The sequence below is a fragment of the Rhodococcus sp. IEGM 1372 genome (assembly GCF_030056835.1).
Lineage (GTDB): Bacteria > Actinomycetota > Actinomycetes > Mycobacteriales > Mycobacteriaceae > Rhodococcoides.
On sequence record NZ_JASHKS010000024.1, the window covers coordinates 1 to 16,075 of the forward strand.

Here is a 16,075-nt window from a genome sequence, read left to right on the forward strand (position 1 = left end):
ACCACCCATCACCCACACCCACGAGTATCCGACGAACGCGCGCGCACCCGCCACGATCCGGGCCTGACCTCGGCGGGCGGGCAGCCGACGCGACCGCGGATCGCTCTTACGAGCGCAGACGCGCGCGCGTTCGCTATCCGCGCGCACAATCGCGCCCCGACCGGTCACCATTTCCCGCGCACCCGACGAACGCCCGCGCACTTGCTAATAGCTGGGACTGGTTGAAAACTCGTGCCGGCAGACGACGCGACCGCTGACGCTCATAGGAGGGCAAAGGCGCGCGCATCCGCCAAACGCGCGCAGAATCGCGCCCCGACCAGTCACCATTTCCCGCGCACCTGACGAACGCGCGCGCATTCGCATACAGCCCGGGCCTGACCTCGGGGTGGCGGACAGACGACGCGACCGCGGACCACGAGTACGAGCGCAGACGCGCGCGCGTTCGCTATCCGCGCGCGGAATTGCGCCCTGACCAGCCCCTATTTCCCGCGCATCTGACGAACGCGCGCGCATTCGCGGCGATGCATAGGCGGCAGCAACTGCCATGCTGCAATAGCGGACCCACGAGCTGCCCGGCACCCCAGCCGCCCAGCCCCCACCCCCTCCGACACACACGCGCGCGCATTCGCCATCCGCGCGCACAATCGCGCCCCGACCAGCCCCCAATTCCCGCGCACTTCACGAACGCGCGCGCATTCGCGGGCGATGCCTAGGCGGCAGCAACTGTCCTGACCTGCGATACAGGTCAGGCGTGCACAGCAACGGGCTCGTCGGCGGTGACTTTCACATCTTTCGGATTCGCGAGGACTGTTTCGACGGAGCGTCCGCGAAGAGTCACCGAGTCACCGAATTCCCAGCGACCCGATTCCTCGTCTGCGGCACCGTCGACTGCCGTTTTGGAGGCCAGGATTGCCCCTGGAGCGTTCTTCGCCAGCTCGGAGAGGCGAGCAGCTTCGTTCACCGGGTCTCCGATCACGGTGTATTCGAATCGGGACTTCGCACCTACATTGCCGGCGACTGCGCGTCCCGCTGCGACACCCACAGCGGCACTGCATTCGGGCACTTCGACCAGCAGCCGTCGGGCAATTGCTCGTGCTGCGGCCAACGCCGAGCCGCAGTGGTCGGCAATTTCGTTGGGAGCTCCGAAGATGGCGAGCGCGGCGTCGCCCTCGAACTTGTTGATGAAACCGCCATGCTCGTCGACCTCGTCGACGACCACGGCGAAGAATCGATTGAGCAGATCCACGACTTCGGTGGGTGGTCGAGACGCCGCCAGCTCCGTCGATCCCACGAGGTCGATGAAGAACACTGCGATATCACGTTCCTGGCCCCCGAGTTCACTGTCGGATTGCAGTGCTTTTTCGGCGACCTCGTGGCCCACGTGCCTGCCGAACAGGTCGCGAATTTTCTCCCGATCGCGCACACCGTCGGCCATCCGGTTGAACCCACTCTGCAGCTCGCCGAGCTCGGTGCCGTCGTACACCGCGAGTCGGACATCCATGTTGCCCTTCTCCACCTCGGCCATCCCCGCGCGCACATTGTTGATGGGGGAGGTGGTCGCGAAACCTCCGAGCACTGTCAGCGCAAGGCCGAACACGATCGTGATCCCACCGAGGGAGAGGATGGACACCGCGAGCTGAGTCGCTGTCGTCTCGGGATTGATGAAGCGGAAGATTGCGATGATCATCAAACCGCTGACCGGCACGCCGGTGCCCAGCAGCCACGAGAGAATCGAGCGGCCCATGACTCCGGCAATACGAATCCGTCGAGGATCGCCGGCTTCGAGTGCCCGAGCTGCAGCGGGACGAAGGGCGAATTCACTGAGCAAATAGCTGAAGGCACAGACGACTGTGCCACCGGCGGCGATAGTGAAGGCCACCTTCGGGATCGACGCCGAGTCGATGATGCCGTCGATCGTGGTGAGTAGAAGCAAGGCTCCGATCCAGAGCAGAATCTGGATTCGCGTCAGTCGCCATGGCATCGCGAGTGTCGCGACCTGTTCTCCGCGGCTGGGTTGCCGGTCCTCGATTGCCCACCGCAAACTTCGCAGAGCGTGCGTGGTGCCCCAGACCGCACCGACGACGAATGCCACGAACACGTAGACCGGGACGACGATGTAGTTCACCCACCAGTACTTGTCGGGATCGAGCACGTCCGGACCGGGCACCACGACGCTGATCAACACACCGACGATGACCGCGCCGATCAGATTCGACAGGATCAGGAAGACGGTCAGCAGGATCTGGATTCGGACCCGCCGTCGGCGAGGTGATTCGGAGGTGTCGCCGAGCAGTCGGGAGCCCAGCGGAGCGGCAGATCGTCTCAATTGCGGCATGGTCGTCACAGACTATCGGGGCTCCTGCTTTATGGTGGTCGAGTGCGTCTAGTTATTGCTCGTTGCCAAGTCGACTACGTCGGCCGCCTCACCGCACACCTCCCGTCCGCTCGCCGCCTGCTCCTCGTCAAGTCCGACGGATCGGTCAGCGTGCACGCGGACGACCGGGCCTACAAGCCCCTCAACTGGATGTCTCCGCCCTGCTGGATGGTCGAGACCACCGAGGACGAGACGATCAAGTGGATCGTCACCAACAAGGCCGGTGAGGAACTTCGCATCACCATCGACGACGTGGAACTCGACTCGAGTCACGAGTTGGGTATCGATCCCGGTTTGGTGAAAGACGGTGTGGAGGCTCACCTTCAGGAGTTGTTGGCCGAGCACGTCAGCACCTTGGGTGACGGTTACACGTTGGTGCGACGCGAATACATGACGGCCATCGGACCGGTGGATCTGCTGTGCCGCAACGCCGATGGCGGAACGGTGGCAGTGGAGATCAAGCGACGTGGTGAGATCGACGGCGTCGAACAGCTGACTAGGTATCTGGAGCTGCTCAACCGTGATCCGCTGCTGGCTCCGGTCAGTGGAGTGTTCGCTGCGCAGGTCATCAAGCCGCAGGCGAAGACGCTGGCCACCGACCGCGGCATTCGTTGTCTCACACTCGACTACGACGTCCTACGGGGAACCGACAGCACCGAGTTCCGTCTTTTCTGACGGCGGTCGGCGCGAATCGGCCCGTTCTCTACACTGGACGGGTGCCTCGTCGTAACCAACCCCGCCGACCGAATCGGAGCGGCCCGAGTGATCTCGCTCCAGCTACCGATTCCGTGCTGGGCGGCAACCGGATCGAGGTCGGCCCGGACGGTGACACGTACACGACACGAATGGTCCCGGGTGCGAAGGCCGTGAAGACCTATCGATGCCCCGGCTGCGATCACGAGGTGCGGCCGGGCGTCGCACATATCGTTGCGTGGCCGTCGGACGATTTCGGCGGTGCCGACAATCGCAGACACTGGCACACCGGGTGTTGGTCCGGCCGAAACACGCGAGGCCTCACCCGCAGGTGGTCGTAGCGGGGGAGGCCAGGCGCAGGTCCTGCTGAATCAGGACTCCGAGTCGGCCGATTCCTTCTCGTCCTCGGCCTTCGCGGCAGCCTTCTCTTCTTCTTTCTTCAGGATGGCCGTCGGGTCGGGATTGTCGAGCAGTTCGCTCTCACGATTGACCGAGGCGAGCATCGCCGGAACCGAATCGAGCTGGCCTCGAATTCCGAGCAGCTGTGCCAGCACCCGACTGCGGAGCACACGCAGCTCCTCGGCCAGTTCCTTGGAGTGCGCGATCCGACGCTCGGCCTGCTCACTCGCGGACTGAAGCCGTCGGGCAGCCTCGGTGGTCGCCTCCTCGATGCGGCGGGCAGCGTCGGCCTTGCTCGACGCTTCGAGTTCCTCGAGAGCAGTGAGAACCTTGGTGCGGCGCTCGGCCATCGTGATCTCGAAGTCTTCCTGAACCTTGGCGCGCTTCGCCTCGGATTCGGCAGCCAACTTGTCGCGCTCGGCCTGCGCGGCCTCGACTACTCGAGCTGCCTCGGTGCGCGCCTGAGCCATGGTCTGCTGGTGTTCGGCTTCGAGCGCCGTTCGGCGCTCTTCGAGCTCGGCCACCAGTGACTCGTGCCGTCCGCGGAGTCGGGCACTCTCTTGCTGCGCAACGGAAATCATCTCCTCGGACTCCGAGTGCGCCTTCGCGCGGACCTCGGATGCCTCGTCCGAGGCCAGTCGCAGCATGCGTGAGATGCGATCGCTCATCCCCTCCGCCGTGGTGGGCGGAACCGACAGGCGATCGATGTCCTTGCGGAGTTCGTCGATCTCGTCACGAGCGTCGTCGAGTTGCTTGGCCAGATCACGAGCCTGCGCGGCGGCCGCATCACGATCTGCGGTCGTCAAACGTAGTTCGGCGTCGAACCGCTCGAAGTAGTTGGTGACTTCGTCGCGATCGAACCCCTTCCGAACGATGGAAAAGGGAAGTTGCACCGTGGAAGTGCGCTCATGATCGATGGCCATGGCCGTCAATTTACCGGTGAGTCAAGTAGAGAGCCATACGGCTCGTTCACAGAGTTCGCTCAGTGCGCGGCGGGGTTGGGTTCGACCAATTCGATCAGTACGCCGCCGGCGTCCTTGGGGTGGACGAAGTTGATCCGAGAATCGGCGGTGCCGCGGCGCGGGGCGTCGTACAGCAACCGAACGCCGCGAGCGCGCAGCTCGGTCGAGATCTCTTCGATGTCGGTGACTCGGTAGGCCAACTGCTGCAGTCCCGGGCCGTTGCGGCCGATGAACTTGGCGATGGTGGACGATTCGTCGATCGGCGCGAGCAACTGCAGTGCAGCGGACTTCTCGGTGGCTCCGGGGAAGGAGAGCATCGCCTCGCGAACGCCCTGCTCCTCGTTGATCTCCTCGTGCACGGCAACCATGCCGAGGTGGTCGGTGTACCAGGTGATGGCAGCGTCGAGATCGGGCACCGCGACACCCACATGATCGATAGCCGTCACCAGATCGGAGCGCAGCGGGGCTCCCGTGTAAGACTGCGTGCTGGAGGTCATGGCCATGACGTTAGCGCCAGCTGCGTTTCGGTGCTCCGCCCGGCCGGTATCGGTAGGGGGCGTCGGAGCGTTGATCTCGACAAGGCCGTCTTCATACTTTCGGAGGAAATCGTGACCACAACAGTCATCGTCGCCGGCGCTCGCACACCCGTGGGACGTTTTTCGGGTGCGCTCAAGGACTTCTCGGGATCGGATCTCGGCGGAATCGCCATCAAGGGTGCACTCGACAAGGCCGGTGTTGCGCCGGATCAGGTCGACTACGTCATCATGGGACAGGTTCTCACCGCTGGTGCCGGTCAGATCCCTGCGCGGCAGGCTGCGGTTGCCGCTGGTATTCCGATGACCGTGCCTGCGCTGACGATCAACAAGGTCTGCCTGTCCGGAGTCGACGCCATCGCACTGGCCGACCAGCTGATCCGCGCCGGTGAATTCGAGATCGTCGTCGCAGGCGGTCAGGAGTCGATGACCCAGGCGCCGCACATGCTCGAGAAGTCGCGGGCCGGATTCAAGTACGGCGATGTCACCATGCGTGATCACCTCGCCTACGACGGTCTGTACGACATCTTCACCGATCAGGCCATGGGCGCGTTGACCGAGCAGCGGAACCAGAGCTCCGAGGCCATCAGCCGCGAGGAGCAGGACACCTTCGCTGCCGCGTCGCACCAGAAGGCCGCCACGGCCTGGAAGAACGGGGTATTCGACAACGAGGTCGTCCCGGTCTCGATCCCGCAGCGCAAGGGTGAGCCGATCCAGTTCACCGCGGACGAAGGCATTCGCGCCGACACCACGGTCGATTCCCTCGGTAAGCTTCGCCCTGCCTTCGACAAGGCCGGCACCGTCACTGCGGGATCCGCGTCGCAGATTTCCGACGGTGCCGCCGCCGTCGTGGTGATGAGCAAGGAGAAGGCGGAGTCGCTCGGTCTGTCCTGGCTCGCCGAGATCGGTGCACACGGAGTGGTGGCCGGTCCCGACTCCACCTTGCAGTCGCAGCCGGCGCGCGCCATCGCCAAGGCGTGCGAGAAGGAAGGCATCGACCCGAAGGACCTCGACGTCGTGGAGATCAACGAGGCGTTCGCAGCGGTCGGAATCGCGTCGACGCGCGAACTCGGCATCGATCCGGAGATCGTCAACGTCAACGGGGGAGCGATCTCGATCGGGCATCCCCTGGGCATGTCGGGAGCTCGCATCGCCTTGCATCTGGCTCTCGAGCTGCAGCGTCGCGGCGGCGGAGTGGGCGCGGCCGCACTGTGCGGCGGCGGTGGACAGGGCGACGCCCTCATCGTTCGAGTGCCGAAGCAGTAGGACTCGTAGTGGCTCTGGAGAAGAACTGAGACCAGAGCCACTACGCTCCGTCGTAGCAGACCGGGCACAATAGCGGGCATGACCAACTTCTTCGACCTGAGCAGCACGGCCAAACGCTTCCGTTTCATCGCTGTGCTCGAAGCGTTCACCTGGCTCGGACTGCTGATCGGAATGGCGTTCAAGTACATCCCCGCCGACGGCAACGAAATCGGCGTGAAGATCTTCGGACCGATCCACGGCGGCGTGTTCGTGGTGTACCTGGCCGTTGCCGTGTTGACGGCGATCAAGCTCAAGTGGGACGTCAAGGCAACCCTGCTGGCTCTGGTCGCGGCGTTCCCCCCGTTCGGCACCGTGATCTTCGAGATCTGGGCCGCGCGCACCGGCCGTCTCGCCGAGTTGAGCACCGGCCGGCCCGCCGCGGACACCAAGGTTCTGTCCTGACCGACCGGCACTGCCCGCCAGTGGATGGCGCATCGCGTTAGTGACAAACTGTAGGGCGTGACTCGACCCGGTTCCCGTCCTCCCGTCCGCCCGTCAGCCGTCGTTCCCGCATCCATTGCCGGTGCCGTCGACCTGTCCGTTCTCAAGGACCGTCCGGCACCTGCACCTGCAGCCGAACCCGCAGGCGACGCGGGAGGACTGGCACCGATCGTGGACGTGACCGCGGCGACGTTCGAGGTCGAGGTTCTGCAGCGGTCCACGCAGGTACCGGTGATCGTCGACCTGGGTTCGGCGCGTTCGCCGCAGTCCCAGGCGTTGACGCGTCAGCTCGGGCAGCTGGCCGTGGAAGCCGCGGGTACGTGGGTGCTCGCGCGGGTCGACGTCGACTCCAATCCGCAGATCGCGCAGGCGTTCGGCGTACAGGCCATTCCGACGGTGGTTGCCGTCGCAGCGGGCCAGCCCCTCGCCGACTTCCAAGGCACCCAGTCGGACGAGCAGTTGCGTCAGTGGCTACAAGCCGTCGAGCAGGCGACTGCAGGAAAGCTCACCGGGCCTCCCGGGGCGGCTGCTGCCGAACCGGAACCCGAGATCGAGGATCCGCGGATCGTTGCAGCCGAAGAGGCCATCGACGAGGGCGATTTCGACAAGGCGGAAGCCGCCTACCAGGCAATCATCGACGCCGAACCGAAGAACACCGAGGCGGTTGCCGCACTGCGTCAGGTCAAGTTCCTCGCACGGGTGCAGAACCTGGCACCGGACGCGATTGCACTCGCCGACGCCGATGCCGGAAACGTCCAGGCTCGGATCGATGCAGCGGACGCCGAAATGGCCGGTCAGCAACCGGAGCAGGCCTTCGCTCGTCTGATCGACGGAATCAAGATCAGCGCGGGCGACGACCGCACTGCACTGCGCACTCGACTGCTCGAGCTGTTCGAGCTGTTCGACTCGGCTGATCCGCTGGTGGTCTCCGCGCGGCGCAAGCTTGCGTCCGCTCTGTACTGACAGCAGGACTCAGCTGTAGCGCGCGTCGCACAGTTCCTTGCCGCCGAGCACTCCCGAACGGAACGCGTCGACTCGGGAGAACCCCGACGGCAGCGTCGTACCGTTGACGTCGCTGGCCGCGAGGCCGTCGCTGAGCAGTCCGGACACGGCTTCGTCGAGATCGCCTGGGGAAAGAAAGACTTCGAGGCCGGTGTCACCGTTCTCGGCGCTCATCGCCGAGGTGATGACCCCGGACAGGCACGCCGAACGCAGAGCGGTCTGCGGGTCGTCGAGGGTCTGGCCGGCTTCCTTCTGCACCGCGAGGGTGTAGCGCGAGGCGAACAGCACGTAGGCGCTGTAGTCACCGGAGACGTTGAGCGGCAATATGTCTCCGCGCTGCGGGGTCTCGGGCTGGCCGACTTCGGCCAGGCCCTCGACGTCGACGCCGATGGTGTTGGTCGAGGGGCAGTACGACACCGGCGCTGTGGCCTCGGCGTCGGCGCATCCGACGTCCGATCCGGTGTAGTCGACGGCCGGGGGATCCGCGACGGGCAGTACCTGCTCGAAGGATCGAGTGAAGGCGTCGAGGGAGTCCTCGGTGACCGGTAGTTCACCCGAGTCGTCGGGATCGTCGAATTTCTGCGGCAACGATGCTCGACGCGAGTCGATCTCGGCCTCGTCGATGCTCGTGCATGCCCCGGCACCTCGGTGAAGCCGATCTGCACTGCGGTGACGCGCTCGAAGGCAGAGCCGTGTACCGATTCCGGATCGTTGGGATCGACGTCGCGAACGGCGACGGTTGCGGCGAGGACGCCGTTGAGTCCGTCCGAGGTGTTGATGGTGAAGTGCGGCGCATCGCCCTCGGCGACGTGGCGGATGAAGGCACCTGCGAAACAGTCGGCCTGTTGTTCGGCCACGATGGTCGGGGTGTCGTCGCCGACGAGCCCAGACTGGTGCTGAATGGCATGGCCGTATTCGTGGGCGATGACCATCACCACCGACATCGGTCCGAACGCGTCGACCAGAGCCGGGAGCAGGATGGTCCTGTCCCAGCCGATCGAGTCGTCACGGGTGCAGTACGCAGCGTTGGGAATACCGCCGGTTCGGTCTCCGCAGAATCTGATGCCCGATCCCTCGTCCTCGGACGCGTCCCACGAGACGACCTTCGAGACCGGGGTGAATGTGCCCTTGAACAAGCTGGAGTACTGCTCGGCCCAGAACTGCTGGATGTCGTCGATCGCGTTCGTGGCGAGGATGTCCGAGTCGGTGCCCTCGGCGTTCTCCACGGTGATGGTCGAATCGGGGGCATCGGGCCGGGGCCCGCTGGGCCCGCTCGTCACCGGGAGTCCGGCAACGGTGAACGGGTTCTCGTAGATCGATACGGCGTTTCCGCTGACGGTCTGCGCGCACGAGGTCAACAGAATCAGCCCTGCAGTGGCGGCCGCGGCCAGTAGTCGGGGTGTGCGGCCGCCACTCATCTATCGCTCCAGTTTAATCCAGATCGCCCCGTTGGCGGGTAGGGCGACCTGGCCTGATGCCGGTCGACCGTGCCACGAGTGCGATGTTGCCGTCACTTCACCCAGGTTGCCCACACCGGAGCCGCCGTACTCCGTTGCGTCGGTGTTGAGGATCTCTGTCCAACGGCCGGGTTCCGGTAGTCCCACACGATAGCTGCCGTGCTCGGTACCGGAGAAGTTGAAAATACACGCGATGACCGAACCGTCGGATCCGTACCGCAGAAAGCTCAGCACGTTGTTCTCGGTGTCGTTGGCGTCGATCCACGAGTATCCACTCGGCGAGGTGTCGAGCGTCCACAGTGCGGGGTGGGACTTGTATGTCGAGTTCAGATCGGACACAAGGGTTTTGACGCCGTTGTGCAGAGGTTCCTCGTCGATCTGATACCAGTCGAGTCCGCGTTCCTCGGACCACTCACGGGTCTGCCCGAACTCCTGTCCCATGAACAGCAGTTGCTTGCCGGGGTGCGCCCACATGTAGGCGAGCATGCCGCGCAGGCCGGCTGCCTTGGCGTAATCGTCGCCGGGCATCCGAGTCCACAGCGTGCCCTTGCCGTGCACCACCTCGTCGTGGCTGATGGGGAGCAGGTAGTTCTCGCTCCACGCATAGACCAGAGAGAAGGTGATCTCGTGGTGGTGGTAGCTGCGATGGATGGGATCACGCCCGAGGAAGCCCAGGGTGTCGTGCATCCAGCCCATGTTCCACTTCATGTTGAACCCGAGTCCGCCGACGTTCGTCGGCCGAGTGACGCCGGGCCACGCCGTCGACTCCTCGGCCACGGTGACGACACCGCGGTGCTTCTTGTGCACCGTCGCGTTCATCTCCTGCAGGAAGGTCACGGCCTCGAGGTTCTCGCGGCCACCGTAGATGTTCGGCGACCAGCCGCCCTCGGGGCGGGAGTAGTCCAGGTACAGCATCGACGCGACGGCGTCGACGCGCAGTCCGTCGATGTGGAACTCGTCGATCCAGTACAGCGCGTTCGCGACCAGGAAGTTGCGCACCTCGCGCCGGCCGAAGTCGAATACCAAAGTGCCCCAGTCGAGTTGCTCGCCGCGCTGCGGGTCGCCGTGCTCGTAGAGCGGGCCGCCGTCGAACCGAGCCAAAGCCCATTCGTCCTTGGGGAAGTGGGCAGGCACCCAGTCGACGATCACGCCGATGCCGGCACCGTGCAGGTGATCGACGAAGTAGCGGAAATCGTCGGGGCTGCCGAAGCGCGAAGTCGGTGCGTAGTACGACGTCACCTGGTAGCCCCAGGATCCACCGAACGGATGCTCGGCGACCGGGAGCAACTCCACGTGAGTGAAGCCGGTCTCGGTGATGTATTCGGCCAACTGCTCGGCCAACTCGCGGTACCCCAGGCCTGGCCGCCAGGACGCCAGGTGGATCTCGTACACGCTCATCGGTGCCTGCGTCGGCTCGATGCCGGCCCTGGTGTCGAGCCAGGACTCGTCGTTCCAGGTGTACGAGGACGCGGTGACGACCGAGGCCGTCGACGGTGGGATCTCGGTGGCGAAGGCCATCGGATCGGCCTTGTCCTTGACCGAACCGTCGGCACCGTGGACGCGGAACTTGTACAGCGCACCCGGAGCGATGTCGGGAACGAAGAGCTCCCACACGCCGGTCGAGCCGAGTACGCGCATCGGCCAGCTTCGACCGGTCCAGCCGTCGAAATCGCCGACCAGGGTGACACCCTGGGCTGCAGGAGCCCAGACCGCGAACGAGGTACCGGTGACGGGGCCGTCGGGTGTCGCGTACGACTGTTGGTGCGCGCCCAGAATGTCCCACAGCCGCTCGTGCCTGCCCTCGCCGAACAGGTGCAGATCGAGCTCGCCGAGAGTGGGCAGGAACCGGTATCCGTCGGCGGATTCGGAGACGTGTCCACCGGGCCAGGTCACCACGAGGCGGTAGTCGATCAGGTCCTCGAACGGAATCAGAGCCGAGAAGAGTCCGTGGGCGACGTGGGTCAGTTCGTGGTCGACGCCACCGACGCGGGCGACGACCTTCTCGGCATCGGGCTTGAGGGCGCGGATCGCGGTTCCACCGGTCACCGGATGGGCTCCGAGAACGGAATGCGGGTTGTAGTGCCGCCCTGCAGCGATGAGTTCGAGATCGTTGTCGGACGGGGCTGCGACGGTGTCTTCGGGCGTCGTCGGATTCTCGGTCACGTTGAATCCACTCACTTTCGGTTGCCGCGGTAGGCCAGTTCGATACGAGCCGGGTACGGGATGTGGGGGAGCGTGAAGATGTGCGCCACCGACGTCCAGGGCTCGAGCCGGACGAAATTGGTGTGGCCCCAGTCGTAATGGACTCCGCTCACTTCGTCCTTGATCGTGAGGGTGTCCTGCCAGTCGTGGCCGAGGGCAGGCATGTCCAGGTGGATCGTGCCTTCTTCGGCTCCGAAGGGATTGAGGTTGATCACCACCAGGATCGAATCACCGGTCTGCGGGTCGAACTTGGAGTACCCGATCAGCGCCTCGTTGTCGATGGTGTGGAAGTGGATGTTGCGGAGCTGCTGCAGCGCCGGATGCGCCCGCCGGATTGCGTTCAGCGTGGTGATCCAGGGTTCGAGCGACTCGCCGCGGGCCAGCGCACCCTCGAAGTCGCGTGGACGCAACTGGTACTTCTCCGAGTCCAGGTACTCCTCGCTGCCCTCTCGCACAGCTTGGTGCTCGAACAGCTCGTAGCCGGAGTAGACGCCCCAGGTGGGGGCCATCGTCGCCGCGAGAGCTGCTCGGAGAGCGAACATTCCGGGCCCGCCGTGCTGCAGACTCTCGTGCAGGATGTCCGGAGTGTTGACGAACAGGTTCGGACGAGCGTCGTCGGCGCGTCGGGCATGTTCCTCGGCGAACTCGGTCAGCTCCCACTTCGCGGTACGCCAGGTGAAATACGTGTACGACTGCGTGAAGCCGCGCTGCGCCAGTCCGTACATGCGCACCGGGCGGGTGAACGCCTCGGCGAGGAACAGCACGTCCGGGTCGGTCTTCTTGACCTCGGCGATGAGCCATTCCCAGAAGTCCGGCGGCTTGGTGTGTGGGTTGTCGACTCGGAAGACCTTGACTCCCAGCGAGATCCAGTATCGGACCACGCGCAGCACCTCTTCGTAGATGCCGCGTCGGTCGTTGTCGAAGTTGACCGGGTAGATGTCCTGGTACTTCTTCGGAGGGTTCTCGGCGTAGGCGATCGTGCCGTCCGGCAGCACCGTGAACCACTCGGAATGTGTTGCAGCCCAGGGATGGTCGGGAGCAGCCTGAAGGGCGAGATCGAGTGCCACTTCGAGGTTGTGTTCGTGTGCAGCGGCGACGAACGCGCGGAAGTCGTCCTCGGTGCCCAGTTCGGGGTGGATGGCGTCGTGTCCGCCGTCCTTGGAACCGATGGCCCACGGCGACCCGACGTCCTCCGGTCCCGGGGTCAGCGTGTTGTTCGGGCCCTTTCGGTTGATGGTGCCGATCGGGTGGATCGGCGGAAGGTAGACGATGTCGAATCCCATCCGCTCGATGCGGGGCAACTGCTCGATCGACGTCGCGAACGTGCCGTGCCGCGGAGAGCCGTCCTCGTTCCATCCGCCGGTCGACCGCGGGAAGAACTCGTACCAGGCACCGTTGAGTGCGAGATTGCGATCGACCCAGACGTTCACCGCGCGCGATCGAGTCACCAGTTCGCGCAGCGGGTGTACGAACAACAACTTGGCGACCGACGATGCGAATGCGGAGGAGACCCGGGCAGGCAGCGGGCGGTCGGTGTCGCGCAGCGCGGCGGCGACATCGGCCAGCATCTGCCTGCTCTCGGCAGGAACACCGGTGGCAGCCCGCAGGAACAGCCGTGCGCCGATCTCGAGATCGTTCGCGAGTTCGTGGGCACTCTGGCCCACTCCGAGCTTGGCTTCGACGGCATGGCGCCAGGTGCTGATCGGATCGCTCCACGCTTCGATGCGGCAGATCCAGTAACCCGGCCGAGAGGGGACGAACACCGCGTCGAACGTGTCGGGTTCGCGGCCCGGTGTCATCGGGATGCGTTCGAGTTTGCCTCCCGGTCCGCGCACCGACAGTGTCGCGGCCACCGCGTCGTGACCCTCGCGCCAGACGTCGGCGGAGACTGGAAACGTCTCGCCCACCACCGCTTTCGCGGGGTACTTCCCGGTCGTCGTATCTGGAAGGACATTGTCGATACCAAGTCGACCTGTCACTTCACACTCCATTCTTCGCTAGAGGTATGGCTGCGCGGGCGCAACCTCTGATCGAACCGATCTCGGTGTGCTTCTACTCGTCAACCGTAGTGCAGCAATGCAGATGGCGCGTGCGCCGACGCATACTGCCCGCGACGGGCACCGTGGAGCAGATTTCGTGCAAGCCGCCCATCGACACAGGTGTCCGTGGGTAGGGTTCGACTCTGTGAAAGCTTTGCGCCGATTCACCGTCCGAGCCCATCTTCCCGCCCGCTTGAATGCCCTCGCCGAGCTCTCGACAAACCTCAGGTGGTCGTGGCACTCGTCGACGCAGGATCTGTTCGAGCACATCGATCCACTGTTGTGGACCGAACTCGAGCGCGATCCCGTGGCCGTACTGGGAGCCGTCGCACCGGCACGTCTCGAGGAACTCGCGGCCGACGAGCGCTTTCTGGCCGAACTGGACGCCGCCGAAGCGGATCTGCACGACTACCTCGCCCGTCCGCTCTGGTACCAGAACGAACTGGCCGAGGGACGTGCTCTGCCGTCGGGCATCGGGTATTTCTCGATGGAGTTCGGCGTCACCGAGGTGCTGCCGAACTACTCGGGCGGGCTAGGCATCCTGGCCGGTGACCACCTCAAGGCGGCCTCCGACCTGGGGTTGCCGTTGATCGGCGTCGGGTTGCTCTACCGCTCGGGATACTTTCGCCAGTCGCTGACGGCCGACGGTTGGCAGACCGAACGCTATCCGTCCCTCGACCCGCACGGTCTGCCGCTGCGGTTGCTCACCGACGACGGCGACTCTCCGGTGCTGATCCACGTGTCCATGCCCGGATCTCGGGTTCTGCGGGCACGGGTGTGGATCGCCCAGGTGGGACGTGTCCCGCTGCTGCTGCTCGATTCCGACATCGCCGACAACGACCCCGAGCTCAGAGGAGTCACCGACCGGTTGTACGGCGGCGACCAGGATCACCGCATCAAGCAGGAGATACTCGCCGGTATCGGCGGAGTTCGAGCGATCCGGGCCTACACCCGTGCACACGGACTGCCCGATCCCGAGGTGTTCCACATGAACGAGGGCCACGCCGGCTTCCTCGGCGTCGAACGCATCCGCGAACTCGTCACCTCGGGAACCCTGGACTTCGACGCGGCACTGGCTGCGGTGCGAGCCGGCACCGTCTTCACCACTCACACTCCTGTCCCCGCCGGAATCGACCGGTTTCCGGCCGATCTGGTGCGGCACTACTTCGGAAGTGCGGACGGGGGCGCGGAGTCGGCGCTGCTGCCGGGTCTGCCGATGGACCGAATCCTCGCCCTCGGCGGCGAGAGCGACGCCTCGGTGTTCAACATGGCGCACATGGGGCTGCGTCTGGGGCAACGCGCCAACGGGGTGTCGAAGCTGCACGGAATCGTCAGCCGCGAGATGTTCAACGACCTGTGGCGGGGATTCGATGCCTCCGAGGTGCCGATCGGGTCGGTGACCAACGGGGTTCACGCTCCGACGTGGTCTGCCCGGGAATGGGCGCTGGAGGGGGAGCTGTCCTCGGACCGCGTGTGGTCCACGCGCAACACCCTGCGCGCGCAACTGGTGGACGAGGTGCGGCGTCGGGTGCGGCGCTCGGCGCTCGAACGTGGCTCCACCGAGGCCGAGATCAGTTGGACAGCAAACGTTTTCGATCCCAACGTACTCACCGTCGGGTTTGCTCGACGGGTACCGACGTACAAGCGGCTGACGCTCATGCTGCGCGAACCCGAGCGACTGCGCGCCATGTTGCTGGACCCGGTTCGTCCGGTCCAGCTGGTGGTCGCGGGCAAATCGCACCCCGCCGACGACGGCGGAAAGGCGCTCATCCAGCAGATCGTCAGGTTCGCCGATCAGGCCGACGTACGGCACCGCATCGTGTTCCTGCCCGACTACGACATGTCCATGGCTCGATTCCTGTACTGGGGATGCGATGTGTGGCTGAACAATCCGCTGCGCCCGCTCGAAGCGTGCGGTACCTCGGGCATGAAGTCCGCGCTCAACGGCGGCTTGAACCTGTCGATTCGCGACGGGTGGTGGGACGAGATGTACGACGGGGAGAACGGCTGGGCCATCCCGACGGCCGACGGCGTCACCGACGACAATCGCCGTGACGATCTGGAGGCCGCTGCGCTCTACGAACTGCTCGAACAGGCAGTACTGCCGAAGTTCTACGACCGCGGGGATGACGGCGTGCCGAGCCGCTGGATCGAAATGGTGCGGCACACCCTCGAGCAGCTGGGCCCGAAAGTGCTGGCGTCGAGAATGGTTCAGGACTACACACTCGGCTACTACGCGCCCGCAGCCGAATCCGCCCGCGCGGCCTCGGCGGAGAACCACCGCGGTGCCACGGACGTCGCGTCGTACCGCCGCCGCGTTGAACACGCATGGGGCGCAGTGAAAGTCACCCGCGTCGACAGTGAGGGTCTGCCCGACACACCGGTGATCGGTGCGGAGCTCTCACTGCGCGCGAACGTCGATCTCGGTGGACTGGACGCGTCGGACGTCGTGGTGCAGGCGGTCGTGGGACGCGTCGACGAGGACGAGAACCTCACCGACATTCGCACGACGGCCATGACGCACGTGGGAACCGACGGCGGCGAGCACGTGTACGCGGGCGAGACGCGGCTACCACACAGCGGCACGGTGGGATACACGGTGCGGGTGCTTCCTCATCACCGCGGTCTGGCCTCGGATGCCGAGCTCGGTTTGGTCGCGACTGCCTGA

The 16,075-nt window shown here is 65.1% G+C and carries 11 protein-coding genes and 1 pseudogene; 6 read left to right on the top strand and 6 right to left on the bottom strand.

Annotated elements, in window-relative coordinates; all coding sequences use genetic code 11:
- Positions 1–745 precede the first annotated feature (745 nt).
- Positions 746–2,335 carry an adenylate/guanylate cyclase domain-containing protein gene (locus tag QM590_RS17865; RefSeq protein ID WP_269595882.1) on the bottom strand — a complete coding sequence of 530 codons (1,590 nt, stop codon included), beginning with the start codon at positions 2,333–2,335 and terminating at the stop codon, positions 746–748.
- Positions 2,336–2,377: 42 nt separating this feature from the next.
- On the opposite strand from QM590_RS17865, the gene nucS reads away from it, so the two are divergent.
- Complete coding sequence (gene nucS / locus QM590_RS17870; RefSeq protein ID WP_269595881.1) at positions 2,378–3,049, top strand: endonuclease NucS; 672 nt, start codon at positions 2,378–2,380, stop codon at positions 3,047–3,049.
- A 41-nt stretch (positions 3,050–3,090) separates the two neighbouring features.
- On the top strand, positions 3,091–3,408 hold the full coding sequence (locus tag QM590_RS17875) for an Rv1322 family protein (RefSeq protein WP_149406336.1): 318 nt from the start codon (positions 3,091–3,093) through the stop codon (positions 3,406–3,408).
- A gap of 30 nt (positions 3,409–3,438) precedes the next feature.
- Here QM590_RS17875 and QM590_RS17880 read toward each other — a convergent pair whose 3' ends face one another.
- Both QM590_RS17880 and mce read right to left on the bottom strand, forming a co-directional pair.
- Positions 3,439–4,389, bottom strand: coding sequence for a coiled-coil domain-containing protein (locus QM590_RS17880; protein ID WP_269595880.1), 951 nt, complete (start codon positions 4,387–4,389; stop codon positions 3,439–3,441).
- A gap of 59 nt (positions 4,390–4,448) precedes the next feature.
- Positions 4,449–4,931, bottom strand: a complete 483-nt coding sequence (gene mce, locus QM590_RS17885) for a methylmalonyl-CoA epimerase (RefSeq protein WP_394855427.1) — start codon at positions 4,929–4,931, stop codon at positions 4,449–4,451.
- Between the two features lie 105 nt (positions 4,932–5,036).
- Between mce and QM590_RS17890 the strand changes: the two genes are divergently transcribed.
- The 3 genes from QM590_RS17890 to QM590_RS17900 all read left to right on the top strand — a co-directional run bounded on the left by QM590_RS17890 (position 5,037) and on the right by QM590_RS17900 (position 7,670).
- Positions 5,037–6,227, top strand: coding sequence for an acetyl-CoA C-acetyltransferase (locus tag QM590_RS17890; RefSeq protein WP_269595878.1), 1,191 nt, complete (start codon positions 5,037–5,039; stop codon positions 6,225–6,227).
- Between the two features lie 69 nt (positions 6,228–6,296).
- Entirely contained in the window at positions 6,297–6,668 is a 372-nt protein-coding gene (locus tag QM590_RS17895) for a DUF3817 domain-containing protein (protein ID WP_188078681.1), read from the top strand.
- 57 nt (positions 6,669–6,725) lie between these two features.
- Complete coding sequence (locus QM590_RS17900; RefSeq protein ID WP_269595877.1) at positions 6,726–7,670, top strand: tetratricopeptide repeat protein; 945 nt, start codon at positions 6,726–6,728, stop codon at positions 7,668–7,670.
- A gap of 9 nt (positions 7,671–7,679) precedes the next feature.
- Here QM590_RS17900 and QM590_RS17905 read toward each other — a convergent pair.
- The 3 genes and pseudogenes from QM590_RS17905 to QM590_RS17915 all read right to left on the bottom strand — a co-directional run bounded on the left by QM590_RS17905 (position 7,680) and on the right by QM590_RS17915 (position 13,347).
- Positions 7,680–9,127 (bottom strand): annotated as a pseudogene (locus tag QM590_RS17905) (neutral zinc metallopeptidase).
- Entirely contained in the window at positions 9,128–11,329 is a 2,202-nt protein-coding gene (gene glgB, locus QM590_RS17910) for a 1,4-alpha-glucan branching protein GlgB (protein ID WP_269595876.1), read from the bottom strand.
- Between the two features lie 11 nt (positions 11,330–11,340).
- The gene (locus tag QM590_RS17915; RefSeq protein ID WP_269595875.1) at positions 11,341–13,347 is read right to left on the bottom strand and encodes an alpha-1,4-glucan--maltose-1-phosphate maltosyltransferase; all 2,007 of its coding nucleotides are present in this window, start codon (positions 13,345–13,347) and stop codon (positions 11,341–11,343) included.
- Positions 13,348–13,552: 205 nt separating this feature from the next.
- On the opposite strand from QM590_RS17915, the gene glgP reads away from it, so the two are divergent.
- Positions 13,553–16,075 carry an alpha-glucan family phosphorylase gene (gene glgP, locus QM590_RS17920; RefSeq protein ID WP_269595874.1) on the top strand — a complete coding sequence of 841 codons (2,523 nt, stop codon included), beginning with the start codon at positions 13,553–13,555 and terminating at the stop codon, positions 16,073–16,075.

What these genes read in the sequence shown, in the direction of transcription:
- QM590_RS17880 (WP_269595880.1), bottom strand. Translation starts at nt 4,389, where the DNA reads ATGGCCATCGATCATGAGCGCACTTCCACGGTGCAACTTCCCTTTTCC.
- QM590_RS17865 (WP_269595882.1), bottom strand. Translation starts at nt 2,335, where the DNA reads ATGCCGCAATTGAGACGATCTGCCGCTCCGCTGGGCTCCCGACTGCTC.
- mce (WP_394855427.1), bottom strand. Translation starts at nt 4,931, where the DNA reads ATGGCCATGACCTCCAGCACGCAGTCTTACACGGGAGCCCCGCTGCGC.